Below are 19,764 nucleotides of genomic sequence, written 5' to 3'. Positions count from 1 at the left end.
AAAATTATCATAGAAAGAGGAGGGCAACGTATGAAGAGAGGGAAACCATGGACAAGATTTCTTGCGATCCTTCTGGCGGCAGCTATGCTGATAACAAGTCAAAGCATGGCATCTGCGGCAGACACTGTACAAAGTTTGTTTGAGGAAGGAGCGGCTGGAGAGAATGATTCTGGCAAAGAGACTCAGCCATCCGGTCAGGAAGCGGAGGCATCAGATACGGAGTCTGCCGGAACGGATAGTTCTGGAGCAGATACAGATTCTGGCCAGGATAAAAATAAGGGAACTTCGTCGGCCGGCGAGACAAAAGACAATGGGGGAACACCGGAAAATGGCAGCCAGACGCCGAAGACCGATACAGACTCCAACGAGGGGCGGAAACAAAACGATTCTGCCAGTGAAACAGATCAGGAGAAGACGCTTACCGATCAGGAAAGCGGCGTGAAACTGGTCTATTTGTCGAGTCAGCTTCCGGAGAATGTGAAGCTTGAGGCAGAAGAGAAGAAGGCAGAGGAAAAGGATTACCCGGAGGCGGCAGAGAAAACCATCACGGACAAGCTTGCCCAAGAAGGCCTCATGCAGGACCGGATCGCTTTTTATGATATTGACCTGGGAGGAAGCCAGCCGGATGGGAAAATTGAAGTGAAACTCCCTGTGCCGGAGGACTGGAGCGGCCAGCTTCATGCCTGGTATATTGATGATAACGGATTAGTCACTTATATGGAAAGGGAGGCTGAGGATACAGAAGGATATTATACTTTCCTGACGGATCACTTCAGCCTGTACGCGGTGAGCGTAAGCGAGCCCAAGAAGGAAGAGACAGATAAGACAGACGGATCAAAAGCAGATGCGTCAAAGTCTGATGAGGGACAGAAGGAGAAGGCGCAAAAGCAATCTGCCCCAAATGCAGATAACAGAGCATACGATTCCGTAAAAGATATGGCAGATGACTACTATGGACCAAATGCCCAAAATCCCACAGCAGTGGGAGAGATTTTCGTTAACCGGTATGACAGTCTTGGAAATACGGTCAAGGCGGGGGATGTTCTGACCTTAAGGGTTAATTATCATCTGTTTACGGCGCCTACTTTTAATTACAGCGAGATCCATGAACGGATTTTTGATACCTATAATAGTACGACGATCCAGATCAAGCTGCCCCAAGGAATTAAAATCATAGATACGGATGAGGGCGACCTGGCAGGGATCAAAAGCGTGGCGGAGACGCCAGAAGGTTCTGGAAATTGGATCCTTACATTAGAAAATGATAAGATCAGCGCTGCCACAGATACCAGCCAGTCATTTCTTCTGAATCTGTTGGTGGAGGATAATGGAGCGGTCGCAATCGGGAAAGCTTACAAATTTGATGAAAGCTGCGCTTCTTTACATACCAGTTTTGATGTGTTAGACCGTTCCCAGGACGATCAGTCAGTAGGGACTTATACGGATGATGTCAATACAGTAAGCAAGCTGGATTCTTTAACCGCGGCTTCCGACGACCAGTGGGGGATTGAAAAAAGATTCCAGGAGAGTGAAGTGGAATTTGCCGAGGACGGCAGCACTGTGACGGTTCCATATGAACTGACAGTTGGTCTGGTGGATGAGAACGGGAAAGTCTTAACCGATGAAAGCGCCTACAATGTCCATGGACGTTCTCCTTTTGAGGTGAATACGATTTCTCTGAAGGAGACTTTGACGGTTTCGGATAAAGAAGGGAATCCATTGACCCCGCAAACGATTAGGATCACGCCCCAATTCGGAGATCAGACAACCATTACGGTGGAAAATGGAAATGTTGTTCAAAATGTACCAATCCGGATGAAGAGAGTGACTACAGATACGGATTCAAATCCAGATACACCTGTGGAGGCTCCCTATCTGTCTACCTATCGGGTGGAGGCAGTGTATGATGCGAAAGCTTTCATTTCTGAATATTATGAAACAGATCAGTCCAAGTTGGATGTCAAGAATACGGCAGACTTGACTTATCAGCTGAAAGGCCAGACAGAGAGGCGAGATAGTGCGACAGTTTCCGGCAAAGTCGGGGATGTGACAGAACCGGCCAAGCTGACCATTCAGAAATATATTGATGGTTCTTTGTATACAAAAGAGAACACTCCTGTCAGCGGACCGGCCACTTTTGCGGTCACAACTCAAGAAGGAAAGCAGGCGGACTTATATATCTTAGAAAATGGAGTATATAAAAAGCTTGAGGGAAATACGGTATCCATCGATCCCAATGGAAACAGCGATGGGACGAAAGCAAACGGAGAAGTGACTGTCTACCTCAATCCGGGGACGTACCAGGTAGAGGAGACCGGCCTGCCTAAAAATACAGCTAAGATCACTGCGCAGGACAACGCAGGTGAGAACGCGGATAAACGGGAAGTGACAGCCGCACTGGGAACTCCGGCGACGACCGGCTTTTATAACAAAGAAATTCTGGGAAGTATTAAGATCCATAAGACGGGAACCAGAGACGGTGTTACAGATGCCGGTCTTCAGGGCGTAACGTATGAATTATATACGACAGATAAGCCAGGAGAAACGGATCAGCCTTATGCTTCTGGTTCTACAGATGTGAACGGGAATTATACCTTTGGGCGCCTTCCTTATGGAACTTACTATCTCAAGGAAGTAAGCGCTCCGGATGGCTATGAGATCGCGAAAGATCTGATCCCGGTAACGATCGACCAGAACAATCCAGATGCGACAGAAGAACTGAACAATCTGTACAATAGCGTTCAGGTGACACTCCAGAAACAATACTTCAACTATACGGAGAATCAAGATAAAGATGTAGATTCCAGTAACTACCAGGAGTTTAACGGAGCCTTTACGCTGCAGAGTAAGACAGAAGGATCAGACTGGACAGATGTAGAAACTGGACTTGGCTTAACGGTTCAGGGAACCATCGTAAGGAGCCTGCCTGTTTACGATGAGAATGGGAAGACGATTACATACCGCTTCAAGGAGACGCTTCCAGAGGGGTGGCATGCCGTAAACGAAAAGGATGGCATTGTCTATAGTGAAGCATTTACTCTGACAAAAGAACTAGATGCGGAAAATGGCGGCGATGGGAAATATATTACTACTATGAAGAATACTCGGAATGGCAGCTTCTCCTTAACGAAGACATTCCAGAATATGACCAATAACGGCGCTCTCATTCCCGACACATCCAAGGAAGGTACCTTCATCCTGTATCAGCAGGAAGGAGAAGCTGGCCCTATCCTTCCGTATACGACTGGAACTTATACAACGGAAAACGGGAAGCTGGAGGTCCGGGATCTGCCAAGAGAATCCGCAGCACAAAAGACTTATTATTACTACTGGGCCGAGACTGGAAACGCCGGCTATGATCTGATGGGCGCAGAGCCGATCCAGGTAGGGACGACAGGAAACACGCAGACAGTGGAGGCGCTGGGACCCTTTAACTTTAAAGGAGAAACCAGCGATGGATCCCCAGGGGAGATCGTCCTTGCCCAGACCATCAGCGCCGTCAATGTAGAACAGAAAGTTCCGGTAAGGATCAAAAAAGAAAACTCCCACACCGGAGAATTTGTGCCGGGCGCAAAGTACAGCATTTACCGGATCGATCCGGCAACAGGAACCGAAGAGCCCCAGCCTGTCTATAAGGATGTGGAAGTGGCGAAAGACGGGACAGTCTCTCTTCTAGAGACGGGATATCAGTATGTGATCCGGGAGACCGTGAAGCCCCAGGGCTATGAATACGTGACAGGAAACATTGAGATTGACCTTACGCAGGAAAACGTCACCGATACCGAAAAGGTTCTTGTAAGAGAGCGTACTTTGGAAAACGAGCCGGATCCTACCGTAAAAGTGCTGAAACAGATCCAGGGGGCAAACGGAAATAAGACAAGTCTTACGAATGTCACCTTCCAGGTATATACAAAAGAGGACGGTACCTTTAAAGAGGTGAAGGACTATGACGAGAAGACCAACCTGGAATTGACTCCAGGACAGGAAAAAATGCTTCCTCCAGGAACTTACTATCTGAAGGAAATGGTTCCAACTGGGAATCCGGACGGAGTTCTGGATCCGTCCAAATATCCAAATCTATATACGGGCAAAGGGGAAGTGGAGGAAGGCAGCTTCTATTTTGGCCCCTATACGGTAAATGCGGATGAAAATGGAGAAACACAGACGCTGGGTCCCATTGTGAATCTTTCCGAACTGGGCGCTGCCAAGATCACGAAGACGGCGGCAGATACCAAGAAAGGACTGTCAGGGGCGACCCTGGAGATCTACCGGAAAGGAGCAGATGGGGGAATCATCCATCTTGGAGCAGGTGGAAATCCGCTGACGGTACAGACAGGTGGGGACGGAACCGCGATTTTTGAAGAGCTTCCTATTTATGACGAAAATGGCCAGCCCTACACTTACTTTGTAAAAGAGACCAAAGCGCCGGATGACTATTATCTCAGTGAGACGGAACTTTCCTTTACATTGACTCCTGGGAAGACGGTAACAAGCGGAACGGATGGGGGTCCTCTTACCATTGTGGATCAGCCCAAGGTCAGCTTCAATATCACCAAGGAATACTATAATGTGTGGGAGCATCAGTTTACCCATAAGGAATATAAGCTTCCGGGAACCACCATTGCCCTCTATAAAGAGCTGAAGGATGGAAGCTATGAGCTGGTAGACACAATGGTAACAGACGAGCTGGGAACGGTGAGCTTCACCGGACTGACCCAGGAGGATCACTATATTGCCGTAGAGGTGAGCGTACCGGAAGACCCGGCCTATGCTTATCTGGAACCGATTCAGGGGGACAAGAAATATCTGGATGAATTGCATCCCGAGGGTGTGCCAAAAACACTTACAGCAGAAGAGGCAGCACAGGTCTACTATGTAGAAAAACCTGCCAACACAGATGCCCAAAATCCTCAGGGAACAATCTCCGAGACCATGACCAACGTGGAGAACTGGGCGCAGCTTCAGATTTATAAATGGAAGACGGAAGATGATTTAGACCCTCAACAAGAAGTTGCGGTGGACCACGCCAAATTCACCCTTTATCAGCAGGTGGTGGAAGGGAATGAAACGGAACTGACCTTTGACGAAAAAAATCTTGACCAGTACACAGAGATTGGAAGCTACAGTAGCGGCACCTTCTATGATGATGATGGGATCCGGCAGGAAGGCTTGTTTGCCACCGACATCCTGAAAGCGGGAGATAATGTGGTGTACTGGCTGGTTGAGACAGAGGCGGGACCAGGTTCTGAGATCAAGGAAGGAAACCGGATCATCCTCTTTAGGCCAGAGGGCAGCACATATACCAACGCCAGCAATCAGGGAAATGATGGACAGTTCCAGTGCACGACAGAAGTGGACTATACGAAAAATTCCGTTACCTATCAAGAAGTAGAAAATCTGGACGCGGATGGGGAAGGGAATCTCCGTTATGCTTCTGTCCGCATTGCAAAATGGGCGGACAGTAAGAGCGGCTATCAGCCCCTCGGCAATGTCAAGTTCGACCTGTGGCTGGTAGACAAGAATGGAAACCATATTGAAAAACTGGACGTACTGACCACGGGACTGGATAATACCGATGAGACCGAAGAAGGAAAACTGAAAGCCTGGGCGGCTTCCGAGTCTTTCCGGTGGGACACCCTTTTCGATAAGTATGGAAACCAAGAGAACCTGGGAGACGATAATATCATCTGGATGAAGGATGACATCGGTTATGCCCGTGTTTCTTTGGAAGAAACCTCCGCGCCCGGCGGCTATAAAGAGGATACAGGCGTCCATCATATGCTGCTGTGCTTTGCGGACACACCAGAAGGGCAGAGTTCCAATACCTTTAACGATGTCTATTATGTGACAGAGGCAGAGGGAGATCAGCCCCTGGCAAGTACCCAGCCCACAAATGAGTGGCCGGCCGCGGCTTATAAAGAAGTGAAATCGGAAGACGGAACCGGGACGAAATTAGAGCTGATCAAAGGCATTGAAGGCAACGGCAAGCAGTACCGCCTGGTCAACGAGCCTCAGGATAACTTTGCGGTAACCCTTCAGAAATACGGCTATACGCCAAAGAAGGGAATCGATCCGGAGGGGACAGACGGAACCCTGAATAAGACTTCCCAGGAACTGGATACCTACTTTGCCGCCGCCCAGGATCAAAGGACGCCTCTCAAAATCACCATGCGGCTGCAGAGGAAGACGGCGGACGGAAAGTGGCAGAATTACGACTATGAGAAACTGGGATGGGCAGATGCGCCTTCAGACGCGGAATTTGCTACAGAAAACGGGATCTTCTCCTTCCCTAAGGGGCTGATGGTAGGGGATTACCGTATCCAGGAGGTTACAGGAGACCCTGGTTATGAGAATATTTATACCGGTGATCAGGGATTGGAATTTTCTGTAGTAAATGAAAACGTAACCCTTAGCATGTACAATCCGGCGAAGCAGTCCATGAAGATCAAAAAGACGGATATAGACGGCAATCCTTTGGCGGGCGCTGTCTTTACGCTGACCCCGGTGAAGGGAGGCACGAGGGTTTCCAGTCAGGCGACAGGAAATGACGGGACTGCTGAGATAGAGAACATTGTAAGCGGAACCTATAAGCTGTCTGAGAGCGGAAGCGGTATCATCCAGGATTATTTCGCGCAATGGTTCCAGGAGACCTATAAAGACGAGGCATACAAAGGACTTGGCAAATTCCCCACAGATGGGATTCAGCTTGGCTATACCACGGCGAGAAAGGATGGAGATACTGTCATCACGGCAATCTATGACTTGGCTTCTTACGGTGTCGACAGCCTGGAACTGACGGCGCAAAATCCGCTTCCCGTAGCATTGACGGTCAAGAAGGTGGATGAACAGGATCATGAAAAAGCATTGAAGGGAGCCAAGTTCCAGGTAGAGTATCAGGCGTTCTCAGGGCTTTCCGGAGATGTGGCAATGACAGACGGAACCTGGGAGCCAGTGGAGGACGCTAAGGAAACAGGCGAAGATGGAACTTTCACATTGACCGGGCAGAAGCCGGGATTGTACCGGATCACAGAGACCGATCCGCCGGAAGGCTATGAAAAGACTGAGGCAGCAGCAAAGCTGATCGCCCTGACAGGCGGGCTTAAGATTACTTCCGTGACCTATGGCGGTGAGAAGGTGACCACAGTAACCGGAACAGGAGAAGGCGCCGGCGCGAAAGCGGAAGTGACCTTCGAAAACCGGAAGCTGGTGGATCTGACTATTACGAAGAAAACCGAGGGATTGGATCTGACGGAGGATCATGAATTCCAGTTTATTCTGTATAAAGATGCGGCTGGAACGAAGAAAGCCGGAGAAGCAAAGATCACCGTTCAAAAAGGCCAGACCACAGGATCAGGCAAGATCTTTGGACTGTCCCAGGGCCAGACCTATTATCTGGAAGAAGCAGGCCTGGATGGAGAGAACTTTGCGCTGGATGGCATAAGTCTGGCTGACGGAACTTCGTTAACGCCGGTTACTCCTTCGGAAGGAAGAACCCTATATGCCCTTGCGATTCCAGATGGTGACGCGGCCGTAACGGCAGACTACCAGGTGTCAGCAACCGCGGTCAACCAATATCTGTATGCCCAGGCTACCTTCCTGAAGATCGATGGAGAGACGAAAGCGCCTCTGACGGGAGCCTTGTTTGACGTTTATGAACAGGAGACTTCCGGAACTTGGGCGAAGGTGGACGATGCGCGGCTAAAGTGGACTTATGGGACACAAGGAGAGCAAAAAGGAGAGTATACAGTGCGGATCCGCCTGAAGGATGGTCAGCCCGGAACCTTCCAGATTCGGGAGACCAAAGCGCCGGATAAGTACGTATTGGAGCAGACGCCTGCCGAGCAGATCACGCTGAAGCCAGGGGATGACCTGCGCTATGAGAAAGACTGGGCAGCAGGCTGGAATCCGGAAGCAAAAGGTGACCTTGTGATCCCCAACTATGAGGGGACCCATATTGATCTGATCAAATATGATAATGTGCCGGAAGCGGGGACGAAAGCACCTATGAAGGAAATCGCTTTCCAGATTTATAACCAGACGGAGGATGGAAACTGGACCCCGCTGCAGCAGATCTATACCACAGACGGGAATGGAGAACTCCATATCACACTGCCTGGAAACAGCAGATATGCGATCGCGGAGACATCGCGGATGACAGACTATAAAGGTTTGGAAGGAATCTACCCGGTAACCGCGGGCAGTGATGGACCAGCCCTTACTACAGAAGAAGTGGGCGGCAATACCATCTATCTGCTAAACGACCAGGATGTGCTGGAAGCGGGGAAAACCTATACCTACCATGCCTATAATGAGCCGTATGTATCCCTGCGGATCCAGAAACAGGATGTAAGCGGCGCATCCGTGGTGCCGATATCCACCGTTTCCGTATATGAGGTGCCGGAAGAGACACCGGAAAAACTGGACGAAGAAGCACTGGAAAAAGTGATTGCGAAGGCGGTTGAAGATGACAAGGTTCTGGCGACAGATGTAAAGACCGCCGGAGACGCGGGGAATACCAGTTATGCGGATAAAACGACAGAGCCTATGCTTGGAAGAGCAGAGTCTGGGAAGACTTATCTGGTGGTGGAGACCGCCGTGGAAGGAAAGAGCGGCGCTTATGATTCCATCATCAAGGAAGATAACCGGGTGGTATGGTACGCCGTCCGTAAGATCCAGCGGGGCGACACCAGCGAACAGGTCATCGAATTGAAAAACGTGCTGGGAAAGGCAGTACCTTCCGTGACAAAAACGGCAGACCGCACCGGCACTCTGGACAGTCTGATGGAAGGAGGCCAGACCCTGACCTATACCCTGACGCCGCAGGCCGGAGGAAATACCTATGCTTTGGACAGCTATATCCTGACGGACAGCGGATTGTCCGCATGGAATGGGGAAAAGAATCCGACAGAGCTTCCGTTTGACGATTATCTGAAGGAGCGCTACTCCATCAGCAAAGTGGAGCTGGGAAAAGCCTCCCATGACGTGAGCATGTATGGCCTGAAGGACGATGTGGCTGCCAACAGTATTTCCGCTACCGTTACTTTTAAAGGATTTAACGGCCAGGCGATCGATACGCAGACAGTAGCTCTGGGAACAGATGGAGCGGCCGTTACCCTGAAGGCAGGAGTTGGAAAGGCAAAATCCGTAGAGATCTCTTATGGATCGGAGGGATTTTATCAGAAAACTATAAATGAGGATGGCATCGGCTATGCCCTGGGACAGAATTTCCAGCCAGGATCGGTGAAGATCACGGCGGATGTGGATAAACAGGAAGGGTTTGACGGGGCGCTGACCATTGACCGGATCGATAACACCGCAAAGGCCAGTCTGAGCTACCGGCCGTGGGATGAAAAGGGCCAGCGGGCAAAACAGGCTGTTACAAAAGAGACGGAGCCTGTGAAAGCCTCCAATACTTTTGGAGAGATTGATACGGCAAAGGTTTCTGTGACGAAGACAGCTATGTCAAACTCTGTCAAGATCAACGGAACGGCCACCTATCAAGTGACCATTACCAACGCGGCGGATGCGAAGGCTCCTATGCTGAATCCGGTTCTGGTAGAACTTCTCCCTGAAGGTGCTACTCTGGATCGGACCAATGACGGGGGAATCCGGCTTGCGAATACGGTAGAAGGAATCGATGGCCTATCACCGGAGTATGCCCATGAGGGAGATAATACGGCGCATACCATCCGGCTTACAAGCAGTCAGGAGGGAGAAGACGCCAAGCTTCAGCCAGGAGAGAGCGTGACCATTGAGATCGATGTGAAAGCGGATCCGGCGGTGGTACGCTACGGAGCTTCCCTGATCAACCATGCTTTTGTGACCAGCGATGTACGGGGAGAGGAGAGTCAGGAGAATCCTCAGGCAGCCTCCTTTAAGAATGGAGACGGCCAGTGGCCGGGATCTCTGGATCAGGTCAAAGGGGACCTGGACGACGACCGGCTGCAGACGTTAAAAGACTTGATCAATAATTTGAGTGACTATGGATATGTAGCGGCGTCTGCGGGAGCTACCTGGAATTCAGATTCGGATATGGCTCTGATCAAATCCAGCTATGGGGATCTGGATATTCCGGAAGGCGAAACCACTGGAAGCTACAGCAGCAGCGATCTGGCGAATATCAGCAACGGAGGGACGGTCTATTATCAATTGACCGCAAGCAATCTTTCCGGAGTGGAAGGCCGTACCGATATGGCAGTAATCGATATTCTCCCAAGATATGGAGATCTGGTTGCGGGAGGAACGGATCGAGGAAGCCAGTGGCCCTTGAACTTTGGAGAGATCAAGTCCGTGACGAAGATCGCGAAGGACGGAACCCAGACGACAGTGACGCAAGATCAGTATAAGCTGTATTTCTATGATGGAGAAATCCAGGACAGCGCGGCTTTCGCGGCTTTATATGAAGACGTGGATGAGGCGGCTTATGATACGATTCCAGGCGGCTGGCACGATGGAGCGGCCACCGGGGATACCAAAGCTTTTATCCTTGTGACACCAAGGAATATCTGTCTGGAAAGCGGCGACAGCCTGGTGATCGAATATACGGCCCAGGTAAACCGGGGACAGGAACTGGATCCAGAGGCTTTGGCAGGCTATTCCTATGAAAATGCGGTCAACAGCTTTGCCATCCAGTATAACTGGTATAATCTGCTGGCAGAAGAAGGGAAGAATCCGGCAGACTATAATGTGCAGAAAAATGAATACAGTATGGGATCCAACAGTGTTTCAGCAACGCTTTCACCGGCAGAGACCAAAGTGGGCGGCCGGATCTGGATCGATAAAAATGAAGACGGTATACGGCAGACAGGAGAGTATATAGAAGATGTAAAGGACTACAAGATCATCCAAAATATGCTGGAGAATGTTGAGATCGATCTGTATGAGTACCGGGGAACCAATGATGAGGAACCGAACCGGACCCATTATAGGCAGGATATAGAGGAAGACTCTACCTGGATGACAACAGGCAAGTTCCAGTTTGACAGACTGCTGACGGGAGCGCTGAAGGAAGACAGTACACAAGAGAGCGCTCATGACTTAAATGGAATCCTTCCAGATCACTTAAAGGGAGGCGATCCAGCCACCTATCAGATCTGGGCTACGGTTCCAAAAGGAACGGGCGAGACGGTTGGAAAGTTTGGGCTGACAAAACAATTACTGGAAGAGAAAAAGAAGATTTCCCATAATCCAGAAAGTATTCCATCTGACGAGCAGACAGACAGCAACTTCAGCAAGAAGAATGGTTCTACGGCAAGTGATGTGGACGGCTGGTCCGAGCGGTTCTACCTGTGGCCCAGTACGTATTGGGACGCTACCAAAGACCTGGGACTTATCCTGCACCGGGATCTGAAGATTACGAAGACAGCGGAAGATAAGGAAACAGTTCCGGTAGATGGTGCAGCCTTCAAGGTATATGGACCGTTCTATGAGGGAACAGCGATTCCGGCGACTGCGGACGAACTGAAGAATTACGAGAAGGATAACCCGGCGAATGTACAGACGATAACGACTGGAGCAGACGGAACGGCACAACTGAAAGACCTGAAGTGGTTTGGCGCTTATATCATCCAGGAGACAGGGACAAAGACCGGTTATGACCTGGACAGCGCGGCGGCGCAGGGCGAGAACATTACACCGATCCAGGGAATCTCCAATGCATGGCTTTTGGGTATTCCAGATACCGAGAGTATGGTGGTGACAGATGAGGTGGAAGTGACCAATGCCCGTACAGTGACAACAGATCTGACCCTGAAGAAGAGTCTGACCGGAAAAGAACTGACAGCAGGAGCATTTACCTTCCTGCTTCAAGATGAGAAGGGCAGTGAGATCACAAGGGTTACAAATGGGGCGGATGGAACCGTTACTTTTAACGATGTTCTGCTGAAGGGAGAAGGAACCCATACCTTCTTTATAAAAGAATTGCTTCCAGAAGAAGCTAAGGGCCAGAACCCATACCAGGGCGTGACCTATGATCTGAAGACCTACCAGGCGCAGGTGACTACCGAGTGGAAAGAGGGAACCGGCCTGAAAGTAACAAAGACTCAGTATTTTGAACCGAATGGAGAGGAAGGGTATCAGCCGATCACAGGGCAGGAGCTGACGATCGGGAATGAATATCAAGCTTCAAAGAACTGGAAACCGGAAGGGAATAAGATCCTGACGGGAAGAGCCATGGAAGCGGGAGAGACATACAAGTTCCAGGTAACGGAGACGATAGGTGAGAAGACTCAGGTGGTCAGCACCGGAGAGGTACAGGGGCCAGCCGAGGATGGAACCCCCAAGGCCATCGAATTTACAGAAATCTTTTATGACCTGGAGGATAAGGGAACCCATACCTATACGGTCACAGAAGTTGGCGGCGGGACTGCCAGCGAAGGTGTGAAGTATGACGGTGCCTCCTTTACTGTGGAGGTAGTGGTAAGTGACAATGGAGACGGAACTTTGAATGTGGCACCAACTTACCCACAGGGAGGCGTAGTATTTACCAATGAATATAAACCGACGCCGATCGATTACACGCCGAGTATTACCAAGATGGTGACAGGCAATGCCCTGCCGGCAGACCAGACCTTTGATTTTACGTTGACAAAAGGAACCTTTACACCAGACGATGGCGCCCAGATGCCGGCGGATACCGAGGCCAAGATTAAGGTAGGAAAGGGTGCGACAACCGGAACAGTGACTGACAGCTTTGGTAAGATCACCTTTGAGAAAGCCGGAACCTATACCTTTACCATTGCGGAAGCAGATCCTAGGAGGCCGGGATTTGAAGGATATGATAAGAGTCAGTGGACGCTGACGGTAGTAGTCGCCGACGATGGAAAAGGGAACCTAACGCGGGAATCCACCATTTATTCTAAGACAGGCGTAGAGAATGGAACTGAAGCAGCCTTCGTCAATCCTTATGATCCATCGGATGCCAAGGTAAAACTCCAGGCGGCGAAAACCATGACCAGTGATCTGGCAGATGAGCTGCCCCATGACATGACCTTTACCTTTGAGCAGAGCTATGATGGAACAAAACCTGATTCCGTGATCATGCCGGAGACAACGGAAGAAAATCAGGCGACAGTGACGATCAAGCAACTTGATGCAACAGAGCCGACTTCTGAGTTTGGAACGATCACTTTCACAGCCGCAGGGGAGTATTACTTTAAGATTACAGAAGTAACCCCGTCTGAAGCAGACCGGGAGCCGGGCGTGAACTATGACCAGCGGTCCTGGTACGCAAAAGTGACGGTAACAGACGAGGGAGGAACCCTGAAAGCTTCAGCCCCGGTATATTATCGGGCAACACCGGATAAGCCGTCAAAACCGATATTTGAGAATTCCTATAAGACAGAGGCGTTTGATTTTACTCCAAAGGTGAGAAAGACCCTGGAAGGAGATATTCCTCCGGGAGAGAAGACCTTTACATTTGAACTGACGCCAGATACCGGAAATGACGCAGAAGGTTTCCAGATCATCGATGAGACGGGAAAACCAATCGAAAAAGGAAGCGCGGCGGTTACCTATGAGAAAGATAATGGTATACGGGAAGCGACCTTTGAAGATATCCGTTTTACGAAGGAAGGCACTTATAAGTTTACCATTGCCGAGATTCCAGATACCGGAGATACGGCGGAAGGATATGAGTTTGATACCAAAAAGCAGGGACCATGGACGCTGACGGTAGAGATTCAGGATGAAGGCGGCGCGTTAGGCTTGAAGCGAGTAACTTATCAAGATAAAAACGGAACGCCGGCCTCAGGACCAAATGCTATGGCGGAATTTACCAACAGCTATCAGGTGACAGACATCACTTACGTGCCGAAAGTGACCAAGGTGATGACCGGCGATCCAAGACCGGGAGAGAAAACCTTTAGATTTACCATTGAGCAGGGAAGCAATCCTGGAAATGGAGCCGTTCTTGGAACAGACAAGGAAGCGGCCATTACCCTTGGAAAAGAGGAAACCACGGATACAGTTCCAATAGGCGACACGGCGGCAGCAGGAGAAGACGCGTTTGGAGCCATCACCTTTACCAAGACTGGCACCTATACCTTTACCATCCGGGAGACGAAAGAAGGCGAGCTGGGTTATAGCTACGATGAAGTTCCTTGGACGCTGACGGTGAAGGTGGAGGATGTGAATAGTAAGCTTACGGTTACGGATCATACCTATACACGGGCAGGCGAGACAGATCCAACGTCAGCCACATTTACCAACGGCTACGAGACAACAGATTCCGTGCCGTTTACACCGGAAGTCCTTAAGAGGATCACAGGAGAGGCAAGGCCGGAAACTGGCAGTCAGACCTTCCGCTTTACATTGACGCCGCCAGCAGGAGATGGTTTCACCATTGCGGGAGACGACCGGGAAGCAGCGGTGACGGTGGAAGGAAATGACGGAGAGGGAAGGGCTGACACGGATCCATTTGGAGCCATCACCTTTACCAAGGCCGGAACCTATGAATTCCAGATCGAGGAAAAACAAGAGGATGCCAAGGGATATATCTATGATCCTAAACCTTGGACATTGACGGTAGTGGTAAAAGACGAGAACAGCCAGCTTGTGATCAAGAGCCATACTTACAGCAGGACGGGCGATACCAACAGCCAGGATCATGCCATATTTACAAATACCTACGAGGTAGAGCCGACGCGGTTTACGCCAGAAGTGGTGAAGAACATAAGCGCAGACAGCGATGCGCGGCCAGAGGATGCAAGTTTCACCTTTGAACTGAGCGCGAAAAAGGACGGATGGAAACCGGCAGACGGGGCGGAACTGGGAACAGATACGGAAGCCTCTGTGACACTGAAGCCAGAAGACAGCTCTGGCAGCAGCGCAGACCAGGGGCAGGACGAATTTGGAGAGATCCGGTTTATCCATGCCGGAACCTATGAGTTCCAGATTAAGGAGCGAAAAGATGGCCAGCAAGGATACGGCTATGATGAAAGCGCCTGGATCTTGAAAGTAACCGTGGAAGATGTGGGAGGAAAACTTCAGATATCCAAAGATGGCGTTCAGTATGTGAAGACAGACAACACGGGAGCAAACCCGGACAGCGCGGTATTTACCAACAGCTATAGTACGACAGAAGCCTTTTATGATCCTAAGGTAGAGAAAAAGCTGACCGGAGACCGGACGCCGGGAGACCAGACGTTTATCTTTACCCTGACCAGAAACCGGAATGTGGAAGAACCACAGACTCCAGAGGACGGAGCGGTTCTTGGGAATACGGAAACATCCGTTCAAGGAGCGGGAACCGGAAGCTTTGGAAAGATCCGGTTTGAAAAAGAAGGAATCTATCACTTTACTATCGCGGAGAAGGAAGGGACAGCCCTAGGCTATAACTACGACGATCACACCTGGGATCTGGAAGTGGCAGTGGAAGACCAGGGCGGCTTCCTGACTGTGGTAAGCCACACCTACACAAAATTGGATAAGGATGGGGCGGCTGTTGCTGGAGAGACTTCCGAGGAACAGGCTTCATTTACCAATGACTACCAGGTAAAAGAGACCGGATATATCCCGGAGGTGACGAAAACCGTGACCGGCGATGTGCCGGAGGGCCAAGACGCCCAGTTCCGGTTCGCGCTTACAGCAAGGGAGGACAATCCTGAGGGAGCCGTTCTTCCGCAGGAGACAAAGGTTACGATCAACGGAAACGGGGAAGCCTCCTTTGGAGAAATCCGTTTTGAACAGGCGGGAAGCTACCGGTTCGACATTACCGAGATCAACGATAAGCTGACCGGCTACCAGTACGATGGAAGCGTTTGGACGCTGACTGTGGTAGTGAAGGATACCGAACATATTCTGGGCGTAGACAGTATAAGCTACAGCAGACAGGATGGAATCACCTCTGACGCGGCGGACTTTGAGAACCACTATCAGCCGGATGAGGCGGCATACGCGCCCAAAGTAGTGAAGCACCTGACCGGAGACTCTGCATCCAGCCACGCGATATTTGAATTCACATTGCAGGCGCTGGAAGGTAATCCGAAAGGCGCGGCAGCAGGAAGCACATCCGCAACTGTGGAAGGAGCGGGACAGACCGCGTTTGCGCCGATCACATTTGCCAAAGCAGGAACCTACCAGTTTGACATCCGTGAGGCAGATGGCCACGAAGCCGGATACACCTACGATGAACATATCTGGAGACTGACGGTAGAAGTAGAAGACACAGATGGCGTTCTTACCATAGCCGATGTGAAATACGAGAAGATCGGCACCTTTAACAGCAATACCGACGCCGCGGAATTCACCAACGAATACAGCGCGGCGGCCGCGGTAAGCGGAAACGTAAAGACCGGAGATCCGGCAGATCTGCCAGGAGCACTGGCGGCGCTGAGCGTATCGGCATTGTTTATCCTGATCCTGATGGGCAGGAGACGGAAAGAAGAATAATTAAATTCCAGACGTTTAAATTCCAGACGTAGCCTTTTGCAAAAAGGCTACGTCTGGAATTGCAGACTGTAGACAAAGTCCCCGGTTTACACCGGAGCTTTTCTATTGTAGTTATCAACATTTCAATGATTCTTCCGGTTTTTATCAAGAAAAATCCCCTACTTATCAACTCGAAAGTTAAGCGGTGCGTTCTCTGCACATGGTATAATTATCCTATAAGGAGGGCCTGCTTATGATGACAAGAGATTCCGATAAAAAAAGAGAACAAATGATGCTGTTCAGCATGGATGACATGGTGCCAAAGGATCACATGCTCCGAAAGATTGACCGGGCAATTGACTGGAACTTTATTTACGATCTTGTAGAAGACAAGTATTGTGCAGATAACGGAAGGCCGAGCATGGATCCGGTGATGCTGATCAAAATCCCTTTTATCCAGTATCTCTATGGGATTAAAAGTATGCGCCAGACGATCAAAGAAATCGAAGTGAATGTAGCGTATCGTTGGTTTCTCGGTCTGGATATGCTGGATCCAGTTCCTCACTTTTCTACTTTTGGGAAAAACTATACCCGGCGTTTTAAGGATACGGAACTGTTTGAACAGATCTTTTCCCATATCCTCGAACAATGTATGAAGTTTCATCTGGTAGATACGTCTACCGTGTTTGTGGATTCTACCCATGTAAAAGCCTGTGCGAACAGCAAAAAGAGGCGAAAGAGGATTGCATCTCAAGAAGCTCTATGGTATGAGGAGGAGTTAAAAAAAGAAATCAATGAAGACCGCAAAAATCATGGAAAGAAACCTTTAAAAGAAAAAAAGGATGATTCAACTACACCGCCTGCAGCGGGTAGCGGCACTTCTGGTGAAAGCGGTTCTTCAGACGAGATCCCGGAAGGAGCCAAAACGCAAAAATGCAGTACTTCAGATCCGGAAAGCGGGTGGTTCCGAAAAGGCGAACATAAACATGTTTTTGCATACAGCATAGAGACTGCATGTGACAAGCACGGGTGGATCTTAGGTTATACTGTGCATCCAGGGAATGAACATGACAGCAGGACATGGAAGCCTTTGTACGACAAGTTGAAAGACCTGGATATGGAGATGATGGTATTGGATGCCGGATATAAGACTCCAGCAATCGCCCGAGAATTGTTAAAAGACGGGATACAGCCTCTGTTTCCGTATAAAAGGCCCATGACAAAAGATGGATTCTTCAAGAAATATGAGTATGTCTACGATGAGTACTATGACTGCTATATCTGTCCGGCGGATCAGATCCTTACTTATCGGACAACGAACCGGGAAGGGTACAAAGAATACAAGAGCGATAAAAGCATCTGTAAAAACTGCCCTTACCTTTCCAACTGTACAGAAAGCAAAGAGCATGAAAAAACGATCTCCCGCCACATTTGGGAAGAGTATCTGGAAACCAGTGAGGATATCCGCTATACTCTTGGGAACAAAGAGATCTATATGTTGAGAAAAGAAACCATTGAGAGATTGTTCGGAAGTGCAAAAGAACAGCATGGATTTCGATACACACAATATATCGGCAACGCCCGAATGAGAATGAAAGCGGGGCTGACCTTTGCGTGCATGAATCTGAAAAAGCTGGCAAAGATTCTGGATGTAAGGGAAAGGCAGGACAAAAAAACAGGATTCTTTTTTATCTTTTATAAAAAAATATGGGAGTTGGCATTTTGGCAAAAAGAGTGGTGCTGGAGCTAGGCTCCAGCACCAACTTTGTCTACAGTCTGAAATTCCAGACGTAGCCTTTTGCAAAAAGGCTACGTCTGGAATTGCATTTTGCCCTGTACCAAAATGACGAAAGGGGTGTACCCGAATGAAAAAGAACGGAATCCTAACCATCATAGGATTCCGTTCTTTTCTTGCAAAGCTGGAAATCGGACTTGAACCGACGACCCCTTCATTACGAGTGAAGTGCTCTACCGACTGAGCTATTCCAGCGCATTTACGCCCCGATCTTGTCAGGCCACAAAATATATTATATCGGATTTCTGGAGATTTGCAAGAACTTTTTTATGAAATGCGAAGAAATTGTTGAAAGACTTATTATCGAAAGAAAAATAAACTTTACGTGAAAATGGATATATTTTACAATGTGATATAGTCATAAGATTAGAGAGGGGGAACTCATCTATGGTTATTATTGACAAAGCTGCATGGCAGATTGATGGAGGAATTCCAGAGGATTTAGTGATTCGTCATTTTGATACGGTATTTACATGGCTTGCCGATCATAAGATGCTGTCGGCAGAAGGAAAAGAAGAACTCGAAGATGGGATAGACGATGGTAGCTCTTTAAATGAAGAGATGATCACAATAGAAGGATTGGCCTTTTTAGAGGCGTGTTATGATGAATATTTAAGAGTCATTGCAAAGGACAAATACGGTATTGATTTTAACGGAGAAGAGCTTGAGAAAATATATAAAAAATATAGAGAATTTGAAAATTTTATGGCGTGGGCAAAACAAGAATTTGGCTGCCTGATTCCGCAAGAGTATCTGAGTTTTTTGAAAAAGGGAGAGTTTGATTCGACGGTAAGAAAATATTATGTTATTGATGAAGAAAATACGTTAGAAATATCAGAATGGTTTACGCCTGATAAAATACCAGCAATATATAAAAATTGTTGTGAGGAAAAGATGACTGAGAAATATCACCTGCCCATTCTAGATAGTTGCGGCTGCGTAGCCGTACTGAACTGCGATTCCGGAGCAGATACTTATGGGCAGATTTGGTTAAGGACGCCTGCAGGATATTACGATGAGGACAGTCAAGAAAATATCTATGATGAATTGGAATTTGTTGCGGAGAAATTCATGGATATCATCAGTAATTTGAAGGACGCGGAACAACTGGAAGAAATAGGGATCTTTTAATTACCTGAAGCGGGAGGCTGAGAAAAGTGGCTGGGAGGAGTTCTGGGATGCTGCGGCCGAATGGTGTAAATACCTTGGAGGAAACTATGAAAAGCAATGAAAGAGAGCTTATTATAAATCTTATAAAATTATTGAAAGAACTGTACGATATTATTATTTCAAATCCTAACAACGATATCAATTATGGTAAGAGAACCATAAAGAATATGGTTCAATACCTTGATGTGGAATTAGCCAATGATACAATAAGATATGAAGAATTAGTCAGTGAGGCGGCAAGGCAATATAAAAGTATGTTTCCGCCGAGAGGAGGATTGAGTGAGTTTTATATATGGGACAATAGCTATGAGGTAAGATATCGGGCAAACCATGAATATGAACAAATTAAATCGCAAATAGAGGCGATTTTGAGAAAATGTAAGTAGTGTCATTAAGGAGAAAAAGTATGGATATTAATATTCCAGAAAATC

General features: G+C 48.7%; 3 protein-coding genes, 1 tRNA gene and 1 pseudogene. 4 read left to right on the top strand and 1 reads right to left on the bottom strand.

The annotated features are described in order from the left end of the window. The first annotated feature begins 30 nt into the window (after positions 1–30). The gene (locus tag FND36_09005; protein ID QDW74151.1) at positions 31–16,389 is read left to right on the top strand and encodes a hypothetical protein; all 16,359 of its coding nucleotides are present in this window, start codon (positions 31–33) and stop codon (positions 16,387–16,389) included. Positions 16,390–16,615: 226 nt separating this feature from the next. Next, positions 16,616–18,007, top strand: a pseudogene (locus FND36_09000) (IS1182 family transposase). Positions 18,008–18,285: 278 nt separating this feature from the next. Here the strand turns inward: FND36_09000 and FND36_08995 are convergent. Beyond that, positions 18,286–18,358 (bottom strand) — tRNA-Thr (locus tag FND36_08995). A 192-nt stretch (positions 18,359–18,550) separates the two neighbouring features. On the opposite strand from FND36_08995, the gene FND36_08990 reads away from it, so the two are divergent. Beyond that, positions 18,551–19,294 (top strand): hypothetical protein, encoded by a 744-nt coding sequence (locus tag FND36_08990; protein QDW74150.1) that lies wholly within the window; start codon positions 18,551–18,553, stop codon positions 19,292–19,294. An 86-nt stretch (positions 19,295–19,380) separates the two neighbouring features. Beyond that, a complete protein-coding gene (locus FND36_08985) occupies positions 19,381–19,719 on the top strand; it encodes a hypothetical protein (GenBank protein QDW74149.1) in 339 nt (112 codons plus the stop codon). The last annotated feature ends 45 nt before the right edge of the window (positions 19,720–19,764 follow it).

The sequence above is a fragment of the Lachnospiraceae bacterium KGMB03038 genome (assembly GCA_007361935.1).
In the GTDB taxonomy this organism is placed as follows: domain Bacteria; phylum Bacillota; class Clostridia; order Lachnospirales; family Lachnospiraceae; genus Massilistercora.
Note: the sequence above shows the minus strand (reverse complement) of the source record. Positions and strands in the feature narration are given on the sequence as shown.